We start from the raw sequence: 21,032 nt of genomic DNA, 5'->3' as shown, positions 1-21,032 counted from the left end.
CTCTTTGGTCTGCCATAGAACATGTGGTAGGCTCAACATGGCTTGGGTGGCAAGTTGCGAAATATCCCTGAACGTGAGGTCGTTAACACAAGAAGGGCTTCGAACCTGCCACACTAGCGCTCAGGAGGGGCACGACCCATGCCGAGTGAACAACGCGCCGCGCTTGTGCAGACGCCGGTCGGCGCCGAGCTGTTGACCTTTACGCATCTCGTCGGCCGCGACGAGATCAGCCGCTGCCTTGCCTACACCGTTGGATTTGTCTCGACCAATGCCGATGTCGACCCGCTGAAGATGCTGGGCGGCACCGTTTCGATCGAAGGGGAGGCCGACCCCAAGCGCTGGTTCAGCGGCCTCATCGCCGAGTTTCGCCTTACCCGCATCGAAGATCGGCTGGCTCACTATGAGGCGGTCGTCAGGCCGTGGCTGTGGTTCCTCGGCAATACCACCGACTGCCGCATCTTCCAGGACAAGACTGCCGTCGAGATCGTGGAGGAGATTTTCTCCAAATATGGCGGCATCGCCAAGTTCGAGAAGCGCTTGCAGGGCTCCTATCCGCCGCGCGAATATTGCGTGCAGTACGACGAGAGCGACCTCGATTTCGTGCAGCGGCTGCTCGAGCATGAAGGCATAATGTACTTCTTCGAGCATGCCGAGGGTGAGCACACACTGATCCTGGCCGACGCCATGAGCAAGCTGAAGCCAGCGCCGGGCTATGAGACGGTGCTCTATCAGTTCGAAGGGCAGGGCTCGCGCCGCGACGTCGAGTACATCACCGACTGGATTCCAGGCAGCGCGGTGCGCCCCGGCGCCTATGCCCACACCGACTATGATTTCGAGAAGCCCGCCGCCGATTTGATGGCGAAGTCGGCACAGCCCTTCGGCCACAAGCAGGCTGCCGGCGAGAACTATCGCCACCCCGGCGCGCATCTGGAAGTCGGCCGCGGCGACAGCCTGGCGGCGATCAGGCGCGAAGAAATCCAGGCGGCGCATATGCGCATTGCCGCCGTCGGCACCGTGCGCGGCCTGTTCTCCGGCTGCACCTTCAAGCTCGACGGCTTTCCGCGCAAAGACCAGAACAAGGAGTATCTGGTCGTCAGCGCCGAATACCGGCTGTTCGATCCGGGCTACCGCGCCGGCGTCGACACCGATGGCGAGAATTTCAAGGTCGTGCTCGGCGTGGCGCCGACTTCAGTCGCCTATCGGCCACCGCGCATCACGACGCGGCCGATCATGCGCGGGCCACAGACGGCGACGGTCGTCGGTCCGTCCGGCGAGGAAATCTTCACCGACAAATATGCCAGGGTGAAGGTGCAGTTCCACTGGGACCGCCTGGGCAAGAAGGACCAGAAGAGCTCCTGCTTCGTGCGCGTGTCGCAGACCTGGGCCGGCAGCGGCTGGGGCTTCATCCAGATTCCCCGCATCGGCCAGGAAGTGATCGTCGATTTCATCGAAGGCAATCCGGATCTGCCGATCATCACCGGCCGGGTCTACAACGCCTCGCAGATGCCGCCCTACGGGCTGCCCGGCAACGCCACGCAGTCGGGCTGGAAATCCAACTCGTCGAAGGGCGGTGGCGGCTACAACGAGCTGATGTTCGAGGACAAGGCCGGCTCCGAACTGGTCAATTTCCAGGCGCAGAAGGACCATCACCTTCTGATCAAGAATGATCGCCAGAAGCTGGTCCAGCACGACCAGTCCGACCGCATAGACCACGACGCCAAGCACTCCGTCGGTCACAACCTCGACGAGGACGTCGGCAACAACAAGACGGTCAAGGTCGGCGTCGACCAGACCACCAATATCGGCAACAACGACACCGAGACCGTCGGCGTCAACCGCTCGCTGACGGTGGGTTCGAACGAGACGATAAGCATCGGCTCCAACTCGACCGAGACGATCGGCGCTAATCACACGCAGACCGTGGCGATCGTGCAGACGGTGACTGTTGGCGCGGCGCGGGTCGATACCGTTGGGGCCTCCGAGACCCGAACCGTGGGTGCGGTGCAGACCAATACCATCGGCGCGACACGCTCAATGACCGTGGGCATCAGCCAGACGCACAACATAGGCACGAGCGATACCTGGACCATCGGCGCCGATCAGAGCATCAGCATCGGTGCTGGCCAGACCGTCGCGATCGCCGCGTCACAGGCCACCGATGTAGGCGCTTCGCGCACAGCCAAAATCACGTCGAATGACTCCACTGAAGTTGGTGGCGGGTTCATGCTCAAGATTGCAAAGGGTAGCCTTACCGACATCAAGGAAGACTCGGTTACAAAGTCTGGCAAAAGCCTGTCGATCGAAGCGGCGGACGACATCACCCTAACATGCGGAAGTTCGAAGGTTGTCATGAAAAAGGATGGCACGATCGTTGTGGAGGGAAAGGACATTTTCTTGAAGGCATCTGGTAAGATCAACGCCAAGGCCTCGGGTGACATCATCCTGAAGGGCTCGAAGATCAACGAGAATTGAGGTCGCGATGAGCAAAGTTGTCGAGCGTATCTATGGGGTGGTCATCGGGCTGTTCCTTGGTTTCGACGATCAGGGTCCGCTGGTTGTATTTCCCGGCAATCCCGAGGATGTGGCGCTGAGGGCCAGAAGCCTGGTTGAGCTCAATCAGGCTATGATAGGATCAGAAGTGGCGTTGCTGTTTCAGGACGGCGACCCGAGACGTCCGCTCATCATGGGACCGATCATCGAACCAGCCCGCAAGCGCGCGGCCCAGCGCGTTATCAGCGATGGTGAATATGTCCGACTGAAGGCCTCGAAGAGGATCGAACTTCGCTGCGGAAAGTCCAGTCTCATACTTGACAGTGATGGACATATCTCGCTTCGCGGAAAATACATCGTGAGCCATGCTAGCGGTGCGAACAATATCCGCGGTGGCTCCGTGAATCTGAACTGATGACTGGGCCACAGGTCACAACGCAGGCGCGGCCCAACAGGGTGGCTGATGACGTGCTCCGTCAGCATGTCGAATTGGTGGCATTCCTTTGGGCGCAAAGAGATACGCTGCTGAATGCAGACCCGCCGGACGTTCAGGTGGCAAAGAGCTTTGGCGACCGGCTTGAGGTGCATCTAGACGCGCTGCGGATCGCCGGCGCGGCGGCTTGGCCATTTGCCATCGAACAATGGGCCGATTTTCCCGACAAAGGCGAACTTTTCACGTGTGCATGGCTGGCAATTGAGCTGGAAGACGAAAAAAGCCTGAACGAGTCGATTGAATTCTTCCGCGCTGAAAGGAACGCAGCCTACGGCTTTGTTGGCGCGTTGGAAATCCATCGAGCGGACAAGATCGCGAGGTGGGTCAGACAGTGGGTGTCGCACGAGGATCCCGTTAAGCGGCAACTTGCCGCTCACGCGATCGACGTGCACAAGATGGACCCCGGCAGAACGCTTTTGCGTTTGCTAAAGGACTCTGGCGCAGAGACGCGGTGTATCGGTCTTAGGCTCACGGCGAGACTTCGACATATCGAGCTTGTCCAGGTTGTCGCGGCGCTGCTCGATGATCGCGATGCCCAGGTACGCTTCTGGGCCGGTGTCGCACTCGCAGAGCTTGGATTTGGGGAGCGGGTTAGGCCCGATCTTGAGGCCGTAGCCGCATCAGACGACGCTAACGCACTCACCGCGCTGCGTACTTTGATCAATACAACGCAGTCGAGGGAAGTCCGGTCCTGGCTGGGAGGTCTGATGCGCGCCGCGAACCCGGCGGCTGTCCGCGCAGTTGGGATGCTCAACGACAAGACCCAACTCAACTGGCTCGTCGATCGCATGCGCGAACCCGCGATGGCCGCCGCAGCGGGTGCGGCTTTTCTGGAGCTCTTCCCCGACGCTGCGCAAGAAGATGATTTGTTCACCATTGACCCAGCCGAAGCCGGTTTGGAATTTGTCCACCGCTTCGAATATGGCGAGCAAAAAATCCCGCTGGCTGACAAAGTCATGGAGTGGGCCAAGGCGAGTGGATTTTTCGGATAGGGCCAACCTTGCAGCAGCGATCTCTCCGCACACGCGTGGAACTGCTCAGATCCCTATCGGGTGACCGAAAAAATATCTCTGCCCCGCCTTGAAGCCCCCGATCTCATCGCTGTCGAAAAATGTCTCGAGGATTCCGGCAGCCTGCAACGATTTCAAGTTGCCGTTTCTATCGAACATTTTCGAGCAATTGATGCCTGTGGTAGCCTCGAACAGCGTCGCTTCCCGTGCCAGCCTTTGCTCCCGCTCCTCGTCCTGTTTCAAGTTGCGATACATGCGCTTCGCAATCTTGGCGATGTCGATCGCCTCGCCTCCATAGATCGGAATATCCTTGGAGCCTACGCGCTCTAGCACCGCATCGCGCGCCTGCTTCACTTGGTCGAAATATCTCTCGCGGTTAGCTCTCTCGACCCAGCCCTCGTCCGTCAAGACTTCCTCCATGGAACCCGCCATCAATGGGCCATCCTCGGCTTCAAGAAGGAAGGATATTTCCTGCTCGATCTGTCTTAGCGGCTCGATGTCCCCAGCTCGTTTGTGCGCTTCCATAAGGTAGTCGACCGCAGAGAGGTTGGATGTAGCTCCCAGTGCAATTGCCAGGAAATAGAGGAAATTGTCTCCGCTTTTGTCCTCGATATGATCGAAAGTCTGCCGCACCGACTGAAGTGTGCCGGCATAACCGGAAATGTTGGCGATCGCATGCCAAAGTAGGTAAAGCGGATTGTCTCGCATCAACGGGCCGAGTTCCGGAAGCCTTGAAAAGTTTCCGCGCGTGCATCCTAGCAGAACCGCTGCTATCCGCTCCCATGCGCGTGTGCTCGTTTCGAGGCGGGCTAGGTCCAACGCATAGAGGTCGAACGACTTGGGATGAAACCCATAGCTGAGTTCCTCGAATGCGGTGTTGGCGATCTTTGGATAGTGTTCCATGTCTACTCAATAAATTAGGCTCGCGACCTTTTCCAGTTCGCTCTGGTCATCTTCGATATCGTTGCACGCCTTGGTGTTCATGTAGTGCTGGGGAACGACGTTTCCTTGATCGTTGCAACCACCTGCCATGCGCGGCGTCTTGTGGTTTAGTTTGCTAGGTGGTGGCTTGTTTGGAGGGGGATAAGCAGCGGGAATCGGATTCGTCGGGTTCATCTTGCTCCAGATACTCAGAACCGCGCTCTTCTTCTTCGAGCTGAAGGCGTCGCCCGCTGCCTGGGCCGCTGTTGGACCAAGTGGTCGCTTCACGGTCGGACGATGTCGCGTAATCTTATCGCGATGCTGAGGTATGTCGAAATGGAGTGCGCAGCCCTGGTTCTCCTTCGTCTGGACATTTGGGCAACTCGGCTGGCCGTCCTTTCTTTTCTTGCGCTGCCTGGTCTTTCTTCTGTTCATCCGCTCGAGGGTCTCAGTTAGTGTATCTTTCTCGGCCTGCTTGTCCGGCACTTTGATCAAGCTGATCTGCTTTCGCCAGAAGGCGCCCGCCGTCATCACCCGATACGGTCTCTTGGTCTTGGGGTCCTTCTGCCACTTATGCAAAGGGTTGCCGCAACAGGGACATTTGCCGGCTTGGATGGCCGCCTTGGCCTGTTTCATGTCCTGGGTTTCATTCGTAGGCGCCGGTGGCGTTGCGCCGATCTGCGAGGCGTGATTGCTTGTTGTTATGTCGATATGCCGGCAAACGTTCTTGCCCTCGAACTTCACCGTCATCGCCCAGGCTTGGAAGTAGGTCTTGCCGGTGATTTGGTGGGTGACGACAGACGCGCCAAAGCTCCGGGTGGCCGCCTCGTTGCCCAAAGGCGACGATTTGTAATAGGACTTTTGGGCGAGCGCGGCGGGTTTGCCGCCGATATTGACCGTCTCGGACCCTTCTTGGAGGTCTTTCGAAAACGACGTGTCAGGATAAGGAACCGGGATAGGCCCGGCTGGCGGCGAAGGCGGTGACAGACACACGTCGGGAAAGCGCGCCAATGACTTGTTCATGCCGTTCTTGCCGGCGATTTCCCACTTCTCGGCGAAGACGTCCTTTGTCATCGGTCAACTAGGCCTTCTGGGTGCCACAATTGCTGCGGCCTTTGGGCCGAAGCAAGAGCTTGCGTGAAGCGCGGCGAGCTTTCCCGGCGCATAGTTGCGCGCATAGGCTTGCTCGGCCCAGGCGAACTGGATGATGCCGGCGGCGGCGCCGCTGTCGCCAATGCAATCCGCTGCGTGCCAAACGTCTTGGCAGGGCCGGACTTCACGCATATTGCGCATCTGTGCCAGCACCAACTCTTCGAAAGCGTAGCTTTCACCCGCAACGTCGGACAGGCGAAACGAGACTTTGTGCATAGGCACGCCGGCATCGGCAAGCGCGGCCTTCAGGGCGGCGCTCAAGCCGTCGGCTCGGAAGGGCGTCTCGTTGAACAAGGTCGACCCCTCGACGCCAAAACCGATGCCGAGAATGCTGATCGCGGTCAAAGAAGCGGCATCGCGCGTCACCACCAGGATCCCGGCAGCTTCACCAGGAACCAGTCCGTCGGTGACTGCACTGGTTTTCAATCGCTGATGTAGATCAAGCCACGACAATGTGCGCGCATCCACCAGGCTATCGACGGCGACGATGATGCATGCGGGATATCCTTCGCTCTTCAAAAGCGTCTCGGCATGGGACAATGCGGTGAAAACCGCGACAGGGCCGCCCGCGATATGCAGCAGCTTCGGTCCCGTCAGCCCGCGTCCGTCCGGTAGTGTTATTCCCGCCAGAATTCCTTTGAGCCTGCCACCAGGCATTTCGTTCTCACGCGTGCACAACAGAAGGGGCATCTGCCCCCAAGGCAGACCGGTCACGGTGTCGGCATCGAGTTGCTCGAATGCGAGTTTGACCAGCGCCGAGATGCGCTCGCGACCTCGCAGCTTGAGCGGCAAGGCGTCGACTGTTGCGCCGATGATCGGCTCGCCTTCCGCATCATGATAGCTCAGCTCGTTGAATGCGGCTATTTTTCCCCGCATGGCCGCGATCGAACTGGCGGCGCTGTAGCCAACCGGTGTCACTAGGCTGATGCAGGAGACCCAACTCATGACAGGCGCCGTTGGTTTTTCAGGGCTTCAATTGCCACGCCCAGTCCAGCGTAGTGTGGCTTGTCATCATCATCCGGGATGAGATTAACGCCAATCTCCACCTGCTGCAGTTTCACGAATTTGCGCGGAACCTTCGTGCTCACCCGGCCCACTAACACGATTTTGCCTTCGTGCGGCACGATGTTCAACGTGTCGGGAACGAGGGTCTTGCGCTCAATGCGGTCTTCGTAGACAAACCGGACGGGCACGGAGAGCCTTGGCAACCTAGCCGCGAAGCGCCCTCTTTCAGTCATCCCCAGGCAGCCGAAAACCATCCCTTCACTGAGCAGATCAAGCCACTGATCTTGTGGCGCCGCCTGGAAATAGCGATCATCAAAATCCGTCGGCAAGTAGGGAAAAATATTGTCGAGCCAGTTCTTGTCATAGGTGCCCGCATATTGCGCGCGCTGTTTGGCGAAGCGCGGCACCGGGCCGAAGCCGATCGGCTTCACGCGGTCGTTCCAGATGCGGACACGTGATTGCGGGTGCTCCACGCACGGCAAAAGGACACCCTCGGGATTGGCTTGGCTCACCAGGAAGCCGGTGCCGATAGGGTTCACGCCATCGCCGTGCGGCTTCTCGGGATCTGTCCTGTCAGTTCCCCCGAAAGTGAGATGCCACGCGAGAGGCATGCTGACAAAGGGCGTAGTCCGTGAGGCCTGCACACCCAGACCTGTCTTGAACCAGCGTCTTTGCCCGGTGAGGATGGCGCGTTTGTCGATGCCGGGCCCGATCAGCGCAACTTCCATCGATTCCATTGGACGGCCGATTGGTGCGACCGCCTGGGCGTCGAGCAGCACTTCGCATTTTGGCTTGACCGGAACGAAATCACTTTCGACGCGTACCGACGTTGTCTCGGGATCGCCGTAGTGGGTATCGGCGTAGACGAAGGGTGACTGCGTCGTGCTGGGCGTGCAGTTGCCTTGCTCATCGACATCGTATGTCGCGCGAACGACCGCGACGCAGAACTTCACGCAATGCTTGTCCTGATAGGGAAAAGTCTCGGCGAGAAACGGGGTGGTGTTCTGGCTGACGAACATCAGAGTTGCGCTCCCATCAGCTGGTCTCCCAGCTGCCGGCGAGGATTGTCTCCAGCGTCGGTTGCGGCGCGTGCGGACCGATGTCGAAAATGTCGGAGTGCGCCGTCCACATCACCATGTCGGCGATCAGCTCTTCGCCCGGCTCGGCCTGTGGCATCGGCAGTGCCGTCAAAGCTGCATCCAGTTCTTCGGGCGTCAGCTCGCCCTGCTGGGCGGCGGTGGCGGCCTCCTCGATTCCGGCAAACCATGCCTCGGCATGCGTCAGCGCGACAGGCGCTTCGGGTAGCAGGGCAACGACGCTCAAGGGGAATTTCCGGCCCACCTTGTCGGCGCTCTGCAGGATGATGCCCGCCGACGCGCCGAAGGAGTTCGGGCCGGCCAGAAACCGCAGCGCCGTGGCCGGCGGCCAGATGTCCTGGCCAAACAGCGGCACCAGATGCTGCGCCAGCCAGCGGTCCCAAAGCCGCACGAACTCGCCCGTCAGCCGCCGGCTGACGAAGTCGCCGGTGGCGGGCATTTTGCCGTAGAAGCCAGGCAGGATCAGATCTGCGGCGGACATGAGAATTTCTTGAACATCTGGAGGTTGTAGGGATTTTCGACACTCGCCGCCTTGAGCTTGAAATCGGCGTACATGCCTTTCGTCCCCAGCCGCAGGCTGTAGACATCGGACAGCGACGTCCCGGTGAAGCGGCCGCCGCGCAGCATCCTCAGCCACGCCCAGCTGCCGGTCTCGTTGAGCATGATTTCGGGCGAGCCGTCGATCGGCTGGAAGGCGAGCGAGATGACGCCGGTGCCGTCCTTGCCGGGCCACGTCATCGGCTGAGGTCGCGTCGCATTGTTGAAATAGACCAGGTTCTGGCCGTCGAGGTTGAGCGTCACGCGGGTGACGTTGGGCGACAGGTCGGTCGGCTCCAGCGTGAACGCCATCACCGGGCCCTGACCGCCGGGAAAGAGATCGTCGCGGATGCGCCGCGCCTGCTCGAAGGCGGCGAGCGCCGATGGGTCGAGGCCGAAATCGGCACGCCATTTCCAAGGCTGCGCCGAGGTGTCCACATAGCTGATCAGATGGTCGTTGATGAAGCCGTCGATCATCCCTGCCGGTCCGAACAGGCGGGCGAAGTCGCGCACATTGACGTCGACGGCGCTGTCTGGGCTGAACGGATAGCGGTCGTTGAGCGCGGCCTGGCAGAAGGGCAGGATATCGGCGCGCCAGATGGCGTTGAGCTCGGAGGCCACGGCCTTCTGCGTCAACCCGCTGGTGTCGCCGGCAATGCCGCTCAGCCAGGTGTTGACCGGGTCGGGCAGGATCTGTGCCTGGCGGGCGACGGCGCCGGTCAGTTCGGCCAGCCCGCCCTGTTTCTTGATCGCGTCCTGCGGGTCGGGATTGGCGGTCACCGTTTGCAGCACATTGGACAGCGCCGTCAGCGCAACGACCGCGGCATCGAGCGCCGGCGGCTGGCCGTCGACCTCGGCAATCGTGCTCTTGAGCGGCTTGAAGTGTTCGGCCACCAGCGTGCCGGTCAGGTCGACTTCGCTGGCCGATCCTGCGCGCGGCAGCAGCTTGGCGCCAGTCTTGACGATCTTGCCCAGTTTGCCGAGTTTGCCCAGCAGTTTCGAGCCGCCCTTCGCCGCCGCCTTGTCGTCGGTCGGCGCCTCGTCCGAGCGGGTGAGGTCGACCTCCTGGACCACCGCCGTCAGCAGCCGCTTCAGCGCGGAATCGGCGCTGGAAAGGTCTTTCAGATTCTCGCTGGCAATGTTGAGGTCGCTGAGCGGCGCCAGCCGCATGTCGCGCAAAAAACTGTCCCACTGCGCGATGTAATCGTCATAGTAGAGCTTCAGGATATCTTCCGACAGCGCCGACACCGAGGTCTCGGAATTTTCCGAGCAACCGCCGGCAAACACCGCGCGGTCGAGTGCCGCCTGGGCGGCCACATCCTCGACCCGGTCGAGGATCGCGTCGTGGAAGCCGTCATAGGTGAAGGCGCCTGATATGCCGACGCGCAGCGTCTTGTCGGAGCGTCGCGAAAACACCTTGGCGCCGTTCGGCCCGGCGAAATTGGCGGGGATCCATTCCTTCAATCCGGCCACCGCCGGATCGGCCAGCAATTGCTTGTAGGCCCGCGCCGGCAGCGAGATCGTGCAGACCGTTTTCAGCGCTTCGGCGACCAGCGCCTGGTCGGGCGCGATGTAGCTGTCGTCGACCGCCATGCGCCGGATCGCGGCCAACTGGTGTTCTTCCGCATCGGCGGTCGGGAAGGGCGCGGCCGGCGCGAATTCGGGCAGGTCGTTCACCCACCAATTCTCGACGAAGTCGGAGTCCATCTGAGACAGGCCGGTCATCATGCGGTAGGTCTTGAGCGCCCCCAGCATGAAGTCCGGATCGCGGATCTGCCGCCACATGGTCGCTTCGAGCAACGCCACCATCCGCGGCTCCAGCACGTTGCGCAGAGCGTGGTCATAGGTGTCGGTCTGCGCCCGCATCATCTCGGCCGAAGCCGATGGTCCGAGCAGGTCCTGTGCCTTGTTGGGAGGCGCAGTCCTGGCATTGGCGACTTCGTCCATGGCGGTCAGGGCAACGTCCATAGCCGGCTGCAGCACCGAGGCGGGCGTCGCGGCGGTCGACGTCAGCGGCGCCTGCAGTGCTTCGAACTGGCCGGCTTGCGCGGCGATGGCGTTGCGATTGTCGTAGTAGGACCAGGTGAACAGGCCGCCGGCGAGTATGGCCGCAGCCGCGCTGGCAGCGGCGGCACCGCGCCAGATCCAGCTGCGGCGGCGCTGCGCCAGCGGATCGAAGGTGCCGAGCCCGGCCTCCTTGAAGATCACCTCGGTCAAAAGGTTCTTGAGGAAGAAGCTGCGCTTCTCGAAGCGCTGCGTTGGCATCGTGCGTCGTGCCGGCAGGCCGAAGGAGGAGGCGAGCGCCGCGGTCAGCCGGTCGATCGGCGCGCCTTCCTGGGTCGCCGAGGTGAGATAGAGGCCGCGCAGCCAGGCTGCCTCCTCGTAGCGGCTCTCGCCGAACATCGCCTCGACCAGCACCTGGATCGGCTCGGACAGGCTTTGCAGCTGTGCGGGAAAGCGGAAGATCTCGGCCCGTTCGGCCAGCTTGTCCTCATCCTCCAGCCGCGGCACCAGCCGCTTTTCCAGCTCCCTCGACAGCGTCGTGATTTCGCCCGCGATCATCTTGGCGTCGACGCGTGCATCGAGCGGGAAGGTCGTCCCCCATACCTGTTCGCGCGCCGCCGTCGACAGGCCGCCGAAGAAAGCCTCGAAGCCTCTGATCAGATCGGCCTTGGTCAGCATCAGATAGACTGGCAGGCGGATTTCCAGCCGCTCTTCGAGCTCGGCCAGGCGCCTGCGGATCTTGCGGCCATGCGCCTTGACGGCTTCGTCGCCCTCGGACAGCGCGTCGATCCCAAGCGCAACGATGACGCCGTTCAGCGCACGACGGCCACGATGCTTCTTCAACAGATCGAGGAAACCCAGCCATTCCACGGCGTCGACATCGGGCTGGCTTTCCTGCTGGACATAGCGCCCGGCGGTGTCGATCATCACTGCGTTTTCGGAGAAGAACCAGTCGCAGTTGCGGGTACCGCCGATGCCCTGCAGATCGTCGGTCAGGTCGATCGGAAAGTTGAGGCCGGATTGGCGCAAGGCCGTCGTCTTGCCGGTCGCCGGGGGGCCGACGATCACATACCACGGCATCTCGCGCAGGAACTTGCGGCCGCCGAGCTTGCGGCGCTTCAACTCGACCATGACGTCCTGGAACTTGGCGCCGACCGCGGCGACGTTTTCCTCGCCCGGGCTGAGCCGCTTTTCCTCGACCGGGGCGGAAATCTCGGCGACGAACATGCGGTTGGCGCGGATTGCGCGGCGCTGCGCGACGATCAGCCAGATCAGCCAGAAGATCACCAGAAGAGCGATGATGACGATGCGCACCGTCTCCGACGCCATCGGCACATAGTCGCCGACCCGTACGATCGGGCCGAATACCCAGATGATCAGCGACAGCAGCGCCAGGCCGATCAGCGTCCACAGGAAACGCGAAGTCAGGACCGCCCAGAGGAAGCGCAGGATGAACATGTCACAGCCTCTTTTCGACCAGCACTTCGACGCGGCGGTTCAAGGCCCGCCCTTCGCGTGTGCCGTCGTCGGCCACCGGATCGGTGGCGGCCCGGCCTTCGGAGCGCACGCGCTCCTTAGGCACGCCGTTCTGAACTAGGATATCGGCAATTTCCGCGGCGCGGGCTTCAGACAGCCGCTGGTTGGTGGACAGTGGGTTGGTCTTTTGCAAGGGAACGCCGTCGGTGTGGCCGACCACGGTGATATCGCCGATCAACTCCTGATTCTCGAGGATCACCTTGGCGACCGAGGCGATGAGCGGATCGAAGCCGTCTGTCAGCTGTGCTCGCGACGACTGGAAGAGTTCGGGATTGGAGGCCTGGATGACCAGCCGCGCCAGCGACACGCTCTCCGTGCCGCTCAGCGCTCTCTTGAGCTCATCCGGCGCCGCCGCCTGGAATTCCGGCAGCAGCGCGAAATCGACCGCCACCGGCGGCGGCGCGTCGACCTTCGGCGAAGCGCGGGTGACATCCGTACGCGTCGGCGGCGGCAGTGCGCGCACCAGCGCCGAAAGCTCGACCGCCTGGCTGCTCAGGCTCATCGACAGGCCGATATGGATGGCTGTCGCGATCACCGCCGCCGCCGCAACCATCACCCAGATCGGCACGATGAAGCGCTGCGGTTCGTCGGAGGCGATCACGCCTTTCCAGTTGGGCGAAAGCGGTGCGCCTTCGGCGTCGCTGTCGCGCAGGAAACGCGCCGCGGCCACCCGCACCGCATTGAGCGAACGGTCGCCGGAGCGGCCAGGCACGCGATATTTGCCGCGGAAGCCGAGCGCCATGCAATGATATTGCAACTCCAGCATTTCGCGGTCGCGATTGGGATGGCGTTCAAGCTCTTCGAGCCGGGCGAAGAACTGCGCGCCGGCATCGACGTCGCCGCGCAGCATCACCACCAGCGGCTGGCGTGGCCATGCGCTGGCTCCGCCCCACGGCGTATTCAGCGCCAGATCGTCGAGCAACGCAGCCACCAGCCATGCCGCCTGGTCGGCTCGCTCGAGCGAGGAGCCCTGCACCATCGTGGCGTCGCGGCAGCGCACGAGTTCCTCCAGCAGCCTGGTGCGCAGGGCTTCCGGGTTCTCCGGCGGCTGCGCGTTTTCCAGTTCGGGTGCAAACTCCAGCAGCGGCGAGAACGCATTGACGAGCACGTTCGGATGCGCGCGCGCGGAGCGCTTCGCGGTGACGCCCGACGCCGGCAGCGGCATGGCGCGCGGCGTTGGCGCTCCGCTCAGCCGAATGCGCGTCCGCTCCCGATCCTCGGACAGTCCGAATGGATCGTCCCTGCTCATCATCTCACCTGTTGACCGAGTAGCAGTCGACCTGCGGTTCGCTGGGCAGCACGCCCGAAACGCCGATCACAAAACCGGGCGCTTCGAGAAGCGAAGCCCAGTGCTCGCTTTTCTGGTCGAGTTCGAGGCACAGCCGGTCGCCGTCATAGGGAATTTCGCGCGGCTGCGAATGCAGTGGCTTTAGCGGAATGCCGGGCAGGCGTGATTTCCACAGCCCTTCGAATTCGCTGGCCGAGCCGACGGTCGCCTGGTTGACGAAAATCTTGCGCAAGGCATCCTCCGACAGTTCGGAGCCGATCCGCACCACGATGCGGCTCGCCACCAGAAGTTTCGGGTTGTCGATGCGGATCTTCCACACATTGGTGGCATGGCGCATGACCGGCAGCGCGCGCGATTTCGGCTCGATGTAGCGCAGGCTGAGGATCAGCGAACGCAGCGCGTCGGCCAGCGCCGAATAGGCGGGGCCCGGTGCCATGTGGTCATAGACGGGCAGTTCGCCGAGCCGCCTTGCGCTCGAGCCGTAGGTCGCCATCGAGCCGGCAAGGCCGGCAAGTTCCATGTAGACCTCGGCCGGATGGAACACGTCCTGCGCCAGCATGTGCGCCAGCCGCGGCCGCGCGGCGTTGACCAGGTTCAGGATCAGAAGATCCTCGACGCTGCGCCCGGGGCCGCCCAGCACCATCTTGCCATGCGCCTCGGCGATCTGGTCGACGCCGGTGACCACTTCCTGCAGCAGGCGGCTGTACCAGGACGCCGCGCCGATGACCAAGGTCGGCGGCAGGAAGGTGTCGTCCAAGGCCACGCCGCCATCGGCGCGCACGCCCTTGAGTTCGGCCACCGGCAGCGCGGTGTAACCGCCGACGGCCGTGCCCGGCGTCAGCAACAGCGCCTGCGGCCGCGCAATCTCGATTTCCTCGGGGTCGGAGCCGCCATGCACGGCGTCGCGCACCGAGACGATCCGGCCGCGATAGCGCGCGCCGGACGGCTCGGCGTGAGCGGGGTCGAAGCCGACGCCGCCTGGCGGTTCGAGCGGCAGCGCTATCAGCACCGGTCCAGCGCCCATCTCCGGCGTCACCGCCAGCGGCCGCGGCGCATCCATCGTCTCGGGGATCGCGAACGGCGTCCCGTCTGGAAAGATGCCGCGTGCCGAGAGCACCGAGATCTGGCCGGCATCGAGCTGTGCCTGATCGAGCGTCAGCGTTCGAAAGCCGAACGTATGCAGATGCCCGGCCTGCAAGGCGCCGCGCACCGTCGCTTCGAAGAAGCGGTCCTGTTGCTGGAAATGCTGGGTGCGGAGGAACAGTCCCTCCGACCACAGCACCCTGTTTGCATCGCTCATGCCGGCACTCTCTGCTTCCTGCTCATCATGTTGCGCGGCTTGCGGACTTTTGCCGCCCATGCATGTCGCTCAAAAGTGGTCACGGTTTTGAGAGAACGACATGCATAAAAATAAAGATCTAAAGCGCGTCGCCTGAATCCGTTCAAACGCGACGCGCTTTAGGCGGAAATCCCGCCGCTGCCGAGCTTCACATTGACCGTGAACTTCGATCCCGGCGAAACCGATTTGGTCGTGCGCCAGTTGCGTCCGCCGGGTTCCCTGATCAGCGCGACGAAGCCGAGTGCTGCCACTTCTGGCTCGACCGTGATGGTCTTCGATGCGGTCTTGCCGGGTCCGACGGAAACCGTGTCGGAGCCGATGAGATCGCCGCCAAGTGCCGCGCCGGCACCGCCCTGCAGGGCGAAATAGTCGGCCGAGTTGAAGGCGCCGGTGCTCTTCAGGCGCAAGATCATCACCGTCACCGGCCTGTCGCCGCCGCCCGGTCCCGGGTTCATGCCGGCGCCGCCGGCAAGATTCACTGTGATGACGGATGGTTTCGGCGGGCCGCTCTGGCAAGCCGTCAGCAGTCCCGTCGCCCCGATGGCAAGGATAAATTCGCGTCTGTCGATCATGTCTCAGTCCTCCTCATATGCATCACGAAAATCAGCGCCGATCTCGCCCAGAAAACGCGTCTCGGCGCTGTGAGCGATTTCACGGTGGCGTTTCTGGTACAACTCCCAGAGCTTGGCTCCGCGCCCGCCGGTCAGCAGATTGCCGATCGCCGAACTCGACTTCAGTTCCTGCTCGATCGCCGCCGGATCGAAGCGGTCGATCATGCGCTTGAGCGCGCCTTGCACGCCGCGCCAGGCGCGAACGTGATGCTGCGCCAGATCGCGCACCGCGTCCTTGATCGCCGCCTCGGCGCCGAGGAAACCGGGGCTGCGCTCGGCCAGGATGGTTACCAGCGCATCGTCGACCGAGGGCAGGAATTTGAGCGGGTTGACTTCGGATGCGCCAACCACCGTTTGAGCGACGCGAGCGTTGCCCTTCTCTTCGGCGCGCTTGCGCAAAAGCTGCATCAGCCCTTCCATCATCAGCCGGTACTCGCGGCCGAATTTTTCCATGTCGGCCACCGGATCGCCGCCGGGAAAATCGGCCTCGTCCATGCCCATGCCGCGCAGGAAAGCGGCGCGCAATTCCGCGTCCGACGGTCCGGCTGACGGCCGCGCCGCGGATTGGCGGACAGGAGCGCGTGGTGGCGGTGGAGACGGGGGAGGCGGTGGCTGCGGTGGCGATGGCTCGACCGCGCGGACTGGCAGATCCCAGGGCGCTGCAGAGGGGGCAGGCGAGGGCGCATCGGTTGCACCGCCATCCGTCACGCCGGCGTCGAGGCTGGTGGACCCGGCAGGGCCGAAACCAAACCCGTCATCGTAGGCCGGCAGCTTCTCAGGATTGGATCTGCTCGGCTCTCTCGACCGCGGCGCGGAGTCGAGGCCGAAGGGATCGTCGAACGATGGCTTGGCGCCGTTTCTGTCAGTGGGCTCGGCCACCGGCGTTGCCACAGGGTCGAGGCTGAACGGATCGTCGAACGCCTGCGAGCTGCGTTCATCGGACCGCGCACGCGCGAATGCGCCGGGCACCGGCTTTTCGAATGGATCGGGCAGGTTGGCAGGGCGTGGCCGTCCCGGCTCTTCTTCCGTGGTGGACGAAAAGAAATCGTCGCCGCCGAGGCTGACCGGCGCCCGCGACGCCGCCGGCTTACTGGCAGGCGCTGAAGGCCTGGAGGCCGGCGCCTCGGTCTTCGCCGTCTGCAAATCGACCCACACCACATAGTCGCCCAGTCGCAGTCGCATGCCGCTTTGCAGGCGCGCGGTATTTCCCGCGCCGAGCGGGCTGGCGGCATCGTCGATGAACAACCCGCTGCTGGAGGTATCGGTGACGAAATAGCCGCCCTGCTTGCTGGTGATCTTGCAGTGGGCGCGCGAGACGAACATGTCGGGATCGTTGATCTGCCAGTCGGCGTCGGCGCTGCGGCCGATTACCAGCTCGCCCTCGTCCAGCCGCGCCTGCCGCGTGACTTGCGCGCGTGGTCCCTGTTCGAGAATCAGAAGCAGGCTCATGCCGCCACCTCTTCCCGCCAGCCGACGATGGTCCGCAACCGCATGTCGTCGGCGTCCCCCTTTTCGACCGGTCGCGCCAGCCAGGTGGTGCGGGCAAGCTGGACGGTGCCGAGCTTCGCCGGCGGCACTGCCTTTGCCGCAAGCACGATCCTGAGATCGACATCGATGGTCTCGCCGATCAGGTCGCGCACCGCCTGCTTCAACAGCTTCAGCCGCTCACCGCCCGGCAGGAAGGCCTTGTAATCGATATAGCTGAGCGCGCCGATGCGCAGCTCGATGCGGCTCTGCCGGCTGAAGCTGCGCGGGCCGATGGTGGCGCTGCGGCCGAGCGTGGCATAGCTGCCGGCAAGCCGCGTCTGCAGCGCCTTGGGGATGGTCATCCAGGCCGCGACGAACTCCTTCAGCACCACCGGCACTTTGAAGGCTTCGGCCAGGAACAGCGTCAGTCGCTCGGGGCCGTCGACTTGGGCAGCGAGCGAGGCGGCCTGGCGAAGTTTTACTGTATCGAGTTCGGCATCCTGCGTGCCCGGCAGCCCGATGCCGGCCATCGCTTCCAGCATGGAACGGACGCGGCCGCCGACACCGCGTTCGACCTGCACGGCCGGATGCGCATCCGCCCAGGCCCGATAGTAGAGCGCGATCATCCTGTGCTGCAGGATATTGACAAAATCGACGAAGGTCGTGTCGCTCGTCTGCCGCGCCTCGGCGCCGGCATACCAGCGTTGCGACAGGCGATCGAGCACCCAGCGCGTCAGATGCAGTGGCATCGGCCCTTCGGGTCCGAGCAGGCCGAGATTGTTGACCGTGACGCGTGCCGGCGACTTGTCCGTCGGCTCGCGGAAATCCACCACGTCCTGCACTGCGAAGGACAGCCGCACATTCTGGCCGAGCCTTGCCGGCTCGCGGTCCGGCCGGCCGGAATGGCCGAACAGGCCGCCTTGCCGTTCGAGCCGGCGCAGCAGTTCGAAAAAGTCGAAACTCTCGGACAGGGTTGCGGCTCGCTCTAGATCAGGTAGCGATTGCCGGGCGTCATCGGCCATGGCACATCCTCCTGTTTCTGGAGCAACCGCGTGCGCGTGCGCACGAACCCGTTAATGCCGGCATGGCGGGCAAACAGCCGCGACAGCAGGCCCGACAGCAGCAGAGTGCTCTGTCCCGCCAGCACCGACTGGTCGACATGCAGCGTCACTTCCGTGCCGCGGCCGAAGCACATCGGCCCTTCGATCGCCAGCCTTTCGATCACCGCGCGCGAGTCGATGCGCACGATCGAGCGCACATTGCGGGCGAGCCCGGGGTCGCCGCGCTCGGCATAGAGATCGAGCAGCGCGTGCAGCGGATCGACGCCGCGGCCTTCCTTGGCCAGGCTGAGGAAGTTGAGCGCCAGCTGTGACACCAGCCGCCAGGCCAGGTCGTCGGCGCGCGACTCGCCGTCGGCGCCGGTCGGCAGCGCTGCCGGGATCGCCGGCTGCGGCGAACGCAATGCGCCGAGCAGCCGGACCGTCTCCACAGGGTCGCCGGCTTCCAGCGTCAGGGTCGGCGTGTCGTCGAGGATGGCCAGGTCGCGATTGGTGCAAAGCGCCATGATATCGACGCGCTTGAGCGGCCGGTTGGCCTGACTGTTGACTGGGCGCGAAACCGCCAGGAAGACGTCGTCGCCGGCATAGGAGGTCCGCGTCACGCCCTGGCGCCGCTCGTCCTCGGTCGGCCGGCGCGGCCGCCGCTCCGTCGAATAGACCCAGCCGCTGCCGCGATTTTGCCCAAGGCTGAAGAGTTCCGGTATCTCCGCGTCGGGTCCCTCGGCATCGGCGTCTTCGACGCGGATGACGCGGTAGATTTCAAAGTCGCGCGCCCGCGTGCGGTCGGCATGCAGCACCTGGCGCGTCTTGCGCTGGTCGAGCTCGACGATGTTGCACTCGCGCTCGAAGAGATTGATGATCGGGGTGGCGAAGAGATCGAAATCCGCCGGCGTCAGATCGGCGAGTTCGGGCACCGGACGCCGGAACAGGAAGATGATTTCGAGCCCGGCCTGGCATTTGCGCACGACCGGCAGCAAGCCGGTGACGCGCCCATAATGGAAGCGCTCGGGCATCATGAAATATTCGCGCAGCAGGCGGTAGCCTTCGAAGGTCGGCCGCGTGCGCGGCATCAGCGCCTCGGCATCGGCAATGCCGACCATCTCCGGCGGCGGTAGCGGCGACAATGGATTGGTCTTGCCTTCCGGTCGAGCGCCGACACCAGAGCAGACTCCGAAGATGGCGTCGAAGATCAGCGGCGCCTTGGTGCGGTTGGCGAAATAGAAGTCGAGCCGGTCGAGCGCCAGTTCGTCGAGCTTGCCTTTGCCGGTCCGCGCCAGCGTGATGCGAAGTGCCGCTTCGCCGGCCTTGCCGGCGATCGGGCCGATGCCGGCGGCGGCAAGCGCGCTGCGGTCCTGGAAATAGCCGACCGAACTGATCGCGATCGGAAACAGCGTCATGTCCTGCGCGGTGGTGAAGGTGCAGCGTGTCGACAGGCCGGCCTGCAGGCTGGAGACCAGCCGCGTGCCGCGCTTGACGACGTGGCCGGCAAGCATTGTCTGCACCTGCTGGCCGGGCTTCAGCACCACCATGGCGGTTGCCGGCGCCGGCGTGACGAGATCGGGATAAAGCACGTCGAGGATGCTGCGCGAAAACCGCGAGCGCTCGGCATCCACCTTCAGGCGCGTGCGCGCGGCGAGGAAGGCGACGCCGTCGAGCAGCCGCTCGACATAGGGGTCGGGACACGGCACCGTATCCAGCGACAAATTGCGGGCAACCGCCGGATGCATGTCGGCGAACTCCGCCGCCAGCCCGCGTATGTGGGACAGTTCCTCCTCGTAATATTCTACGAAGACCCGGTCCATCTCTCAGGCTTCCCTGAACTCGGTGCGCGCCAGTCCGTTGTCGAGATTGATCGTCGTGCGCAGGCGCATGCGCTCGGGCGTCGGCGTCATGATCAGCACGGCGTCGATCTCGATCTTCAGGCCGGTCTTGTCGCCGAGGTTGACCGTGACTTTCGTCGCGCTCTCCTTCAGCCGCGGCTCGAATGCGGCGAGCACGGCGCGGATCTCGCGTGCCAGAACATCGCGATCGAAGTCGCGCGACGACCGGCCGGAGAAGGACGGCACGCCATAATTGACAACGCTGCGGCGCACCTCCGGAAAGTCGGCCAGCGATGTCGGACTGTCGGTCATCTGCTCGGCCTCGAGATCGGATAGCAGCGGCGCGGATTCGAAACGCTCGGTGTTGAACAGCGCCTCGATGTCGCGCCGCACGGCCTCGCGCAGCACATCGGGCGACACCACGATGCCTCGGCTTTCAAGCTCGCCACGGTGCCGGTTCTGAAACGCCAGCCGGTGCAGCCGGCGCTTCTGATCGGGGTTCAATGCGTCATCGGCGTCGATGCGCCTCGGTCCGTCTGCCAGCAGCTCGTCCAGGCGCTCTGCGCCAAGCTCCTCCTGCAGAGCCTGCCTGAGCCCGTCTATCTCCGAGCTCAGGCCCGGCAGGTCGTTGACGAGGCGGTCCCACAGCGAAGGCTGTACCGCCTCGCGCTTGGCCCGTGAACCGCCCGCCTGTACCTTGTCGGCGGCAGGGCGCTTTGCTCGCCCGTCACTTGCCGACATAGACATCCATTTCGGCTTCGTCATTGTCGTCATAGACGAACTTGATCTTCTTGTAGGCGAAGGAGACTTCCTCCTGGATCAGGTCGGCTTCATCATCGGCCTGCGACATGTCGTATTCCATGATCGAGGCGTCGGTCAGGGTAACGACCAGATAGTCCTTGCTCTCGCCGTCGATGGTCCGCCGCGCGGAGAATTTGACCTCGTCCAGCGCCTTGTTTTCGAACAGGGCCTTGGCCAGATAGGGTGAGGCCTTGTCATAGTGCTTGGTGAACTTGATCATGCCCATCGACACGCGGCCTCGGCGCGAGAGGGAATTGGGGTCGTAGGGCGCGACCATCTTGTAATCGACGCCATGGATTTCGATCTCGTCGTCATGGCCGTCGCGTGTGCTGGGCCCCTTGATATCCGGAACTTTCAGAAAACCGTCGATCTTCATTGTGGGCATTTTCGTTCTCCACCGCTT

The 21,032-nt window shown here is 63.3% G+C and carries 17 protein-coding genes; 3 read left to right on the top strand and 14 right to left on the bottom strand.

Annotated features, from left to right (window positions below; all coding sequences use genetic code 11):
* Positions 1 to 138 precede the first annotated feature (138 nt).
* Genes ACYG9R_RS04825 through ACYG9R_RS04815 form a run of 3 tightly spaced genes read left to right on the top strand, consistent with a single transcriptional unit; the run spans position 139 to position 3,975 of the window.
* Positions 139 to 2,472, top strand: coding sequence for a type VI secretion system Vgr family protein (locus ACYG9R_RS04825; RefSeq protein ID WP_023823523.1), 2,334 nt, complete (start codon positions 139 to 141; stop codon positions 2,470 to 2,472).
* Between the two features lie 7 nt (positions 2,473 to 2,479).
* Positions 2,480 to 2,905 carry a DUF6484 domain-containing protein gene (locus ACYG9R_RS04820; protein WP_023823522.1) on the top strand — a complete coding sequence of 142 codons (426 nt, stop codon included), beginning with the start codon at positions 2,480 to 2,482 and terminating at the stop codon, positions 2,903 to 2,905.
* Positions 2,906 to 2,946: 41 nt separating this feature from the next.
* Complete coding sequence (locus ACYG9R_RS04815) at positions 2,947 to 3,975, top strand: hypothetical protein (protein WP_155923225.1); 1,029 nt, start codon at positions 2,947 to 2,949, stop codon at positions 3,973 to 3,975.
* 45 nt (positions 3,976 to 4,020) lie between these two features.
* Here the strand turns inward: ACYG9R_RS04815 and ACYG9R_RS04810 are convergent, their stop codons facing one another.
* The 14 genes from ACYG9R_RS04810 to ACYG9R_RS04745 all read right to left on the bottom strand — a co-directional run bounded on the left by ACYG9R_RS04810 (position 4,021) and on the right by ACYG9R_RS04745 (position 21,005).
* Positions 4,021 to 4,896 carry a hypothetical protein gene (locus tag ACYG9R_RS04810; RefSeq protein WP_023823520.1) on the bottom strand — a complete coding sequence of 292 codons (876 nt, stop codon included), beginning with the start codon at positions 4,894 to 4,896 and terminating at the stop codon, positions 4,021 to 4,023.
* A 6-nt stretch (positions 4,897 to 4,902) separates the two neighbouring features.
* Positions 4,903 to 5,988 (bottom strand): DUF4150 domain-containing protein, encoded by a 1,086-nt coding sequence (locus tag ACYG9R_RS04805; protein WP_023823519.1) that lies wholly within the window; start codon positions 5,986 to 5,988, stop codon positions 4,903 to 4,905.
* Positions 5,989 to 5,991: 3 nt separating this feature from the next.
* Positions 5,992 to 6,858, bottom strand: a complete 867-nt coding sequence (locus tag ACYG9R_RS04800; protein WP_155923223.1) for a hypothetical protein — start codon at positions 6,856 to 6,858, stop codon at positions 5,992 to 5,994.
* 149 nt (positions 6,859 to 7,007) lie between these two features.
* Positions 7,008 to 8,090, bottom strand: coding sequence for a DUF2169 family type VI secretion system accessory protein (locus ACYG9R_RS04795; protein ID WP_023823517.1), 1,083 nt, complete (start codon positions 8,088 to 8,090; stop codon positions 7,008 to 7,010).
* Positions 8,091 to 8,106: 16 nt separating this feature from the next.
* Positions 8,107 to 8,649 carry a type VI secretion system-associated protein TagF gene (gene tagF, locus ACYG9R_RS04790; RefSeq protein ID WP_023726336.1) on the bottom strand — a complete coding sequence of 181 codons (543 nt, stop codon included), beginning with the start codon at positions 8,647 to 8,649 and terminating at the stop codon, positions 8,107 to 8,109.
* The gene (gene tssM, locus ACYG9R_RS04785; RefSeq protein ID WP_023823516.1) at positions 8,631 to 12,167 is read right to left on the bottom strand and encodes a type VI secretion system membrane subunit TssM; all 3,537 of its coding nucleotides are present in this window, start codon (positions 12,165 to 12,167) and stop codon (positions 8,631 to 8,633) included. The genes tagF and tssM overlap by 19 nt, the downstream gene beginning before the upstream one ends.
* Position 12,168: 1 nt before the next feature.
* Positions 12,169 to 13,494 carry a type IVB secretion system protein IcmH/DotU gene (icmH, locus tag ACYG9R_RS04780; protein ID WP_023823515.1) on the bottom strand — a complete coding sequence of 442 codons (1,326 nt, stop codon included), beginning with the start codon at positions 13,492 to 13,494 and terminating at the stop codon, positions 12,169 to 12,171.
* A gap of 4 nt (positions 13,495 to 13,498) precedes the next feature.
* Entirely contained in the window at positions 13,499 to 14,833 is a 1,335-nt protein-coding gene (gene tssK / locus ACYG9R_RS04775) for a type VI secretion system baseplate subunit TssK (protein WP_023823514.1), read from the bottom strand.
* 158 nt (positions 14,834 to 14,991) lie between these two features.
* Positions 14,992 to 15,444 carry a type VI secretion system lipoprotein TssJ gene (tssJ, locus tag ACYG9R_RS04770; protein WP_023673710.1) on the bottom strand — a complete coding sequence of 151 codons (453 nt, stop codon included), beginning with the start codon at positions 15,442 to 15,444 and terminating at the stop codon, positions 14,992 to 14,994.
* Positions 15,445 to 15,447: 3 nt separating this feature from the next.
* Entirely contained in the window at positions 15,448 to 16,932 is a 1,485-nt protein-coding gene (gene tagH, locus ACYG9R_RS04765; RefSeq protein ID WP_023673711.1) for a type VI secretion system-associated FHA domain protein TagH, read from the bottom strand.
* A complete protein-coding gene (tssG, locus tag ACYG9R_RS04760) occupies positions 16,929 to 17,972 on the bottom strand; it encodes a type VI secretion system baseplate subunit TssG (protein WP_023673712.1) in 1,044 nt (347 codons plus the stop codon). The genes tagH and tssG overlap by 4 nt, the downstream gene beginning before the upstream one ends.
* Positions 17,936 to 19,810, bottom strand: a complete 1,875-nt coding sequence (tssF, locus tag ACYG9R_RS04755) for a type VI secretion system baseplate subunit TssF (protein ID WP_023732193.1) — start codon at positions 19,808 to 19,810, stop codon at positions 17,936 to 17,938. Before tssF ends, tssG begins: the two co-directional genes overlap by 37 nt.
* 3 nt (positions 19,811 to 19,813) lie before the next feature.
* The gene (tssE, locus tag ACYG9R_RS04750) at positions 19,814 to 20,569 is read right to left on the bottom strand and encodes a type VI secretion system baseplate subunit TssE (protein WP_023687033.1); all 756 of its coding nucleotides are present in this window, start codon (positions 20,567 to 20,569) and stop codon (positions 19,814 to 19,816) included.
* Positions 20,556 to 21,005, bottom strand: coding sequence for an Hcp family type VI secretion system effector (locus tag ACYG9R_RS04745; protein ID WP_023673716.1), 450 nt, complete (start codon positions 21,003 to 21,005; stop codon positions 20,556 to 20,558). The genes tssE and ACYG9R_RS04745 overlap by 14 nt, the downstream gene beginning before the upstream one ends.
* Positions 21,006 to 21,032: the final 27 nt, after the last annotated feature.

The sequence above is a fragment of the Mesorhizobium sp. RSR565B genome (assembly GCF_054719465.1).
This window is presented reverse-complemented; position numbering and strand designations above follow the sequence as displayed.

Bases quoted from the DNA above. Each gene is read 5' to 3' on its own strand.
- ACYG9R_RS04825 (WP_023823523.1), top strand. From the start codon at position 139: ATGCCGAGTGAACAACGCGCCGCGCTTGTGCAGACGCCGGTCGGCGCC.
- ACYG9R_RS04820 (WP_023823522.1), top strand. From the start codon at position 2,480: ATGAGCAAAGTTGTCGAGCGTATCTATGGGGTGGTCATCGGGCTGTTC.
- ACYG9R_RS04810 (WP_023823520.1), bottom strand. From the start codon at position 4,896: ATGGAACACTATCCAAAGATCGCCAACACCGCATTCGAGGAACTCAGC.
- ACYG9R_RS04805 (WP_023823519.1), bottom strand. From the start codon at position 5,988: ATGACAAAGGACGTCTTCGCCGAGAAGTGGGAAATCGCCGGCAAGAAC.
- ACYG9R_RS04795 (WP_023823517.1), bottom strand. From the start codon at position 8,090: ATGTTCGTCAGCCAGAACACCACCCCGTTTCTCGCCGAGACTTTTCCC.
- tagF (WP_023726336.1), bottom strand. From the start codon at position 8,649: ATGTCCGCCGCAGATCTGATCCTGCCTGGCTTCTACGGCAAAATGCCC.
- tssM (WP_023823516.1), bottom strand. From the start codon at position 12,167: ATGTTCATCCTGCGCTTCCTCTGGGCGGTCCTGACTTCGCGTTTCCTG.
- icmH (WP_023823515.1), bottom strand. From the start codon at position 13,494: ATGAGCAGGGACGATCCATTCGGACTGTCCGAGGATCGGGAGCGGACG.
- tssK (WP_023823514.1), bottom strand. From the start codon at position 14,833: ATGAGCGATGCAAACAGGGTGCTGTGGTCGGAGGGACTGTTCCTCCGC.
- tssJ (WP_023673710.1), bottom strand. From the start codon at position 15,444: ATGATCGACAGACGCGAATTTATCCTTGCCATCGGGGCGACGGGACTG.
- tagH (WP_023673711.1), bottom strand. From the start codon at position 16,932: ATGAGCCTGCTTCTGATTCTCGAACAGGGACCACGCGCGCAAGTCACG.
- tssG (WP_023673712.1), bottom strand. From the start codon at position 17,972: ATGGCCGATGACGCCCGGCAATCGCTACCTGATCTAGAGCGAGCCGCA.
- tssF (WP_023732193.1), bottom strand. From the start codon at position 19,810: ATGGACCGGGTCTTCGTAGAATATTACGAGGAGGAACTGTCCCACATA.
- tssE (WP_023687033.1), bottom strand. From the start codon at position 20,569: ATGTCGGCAAGTGACGGGCGAGCAAAGCGCCCTGCCGCCGACAAGGTA.
- ACYG9R_RS04745 (WP_023673716.1), bottom strand. From the start codon at position 21,005: ATGAAGATCGACGGTTTTCTGAAAGTTCCGGATATCAAGGGGCCCAGC.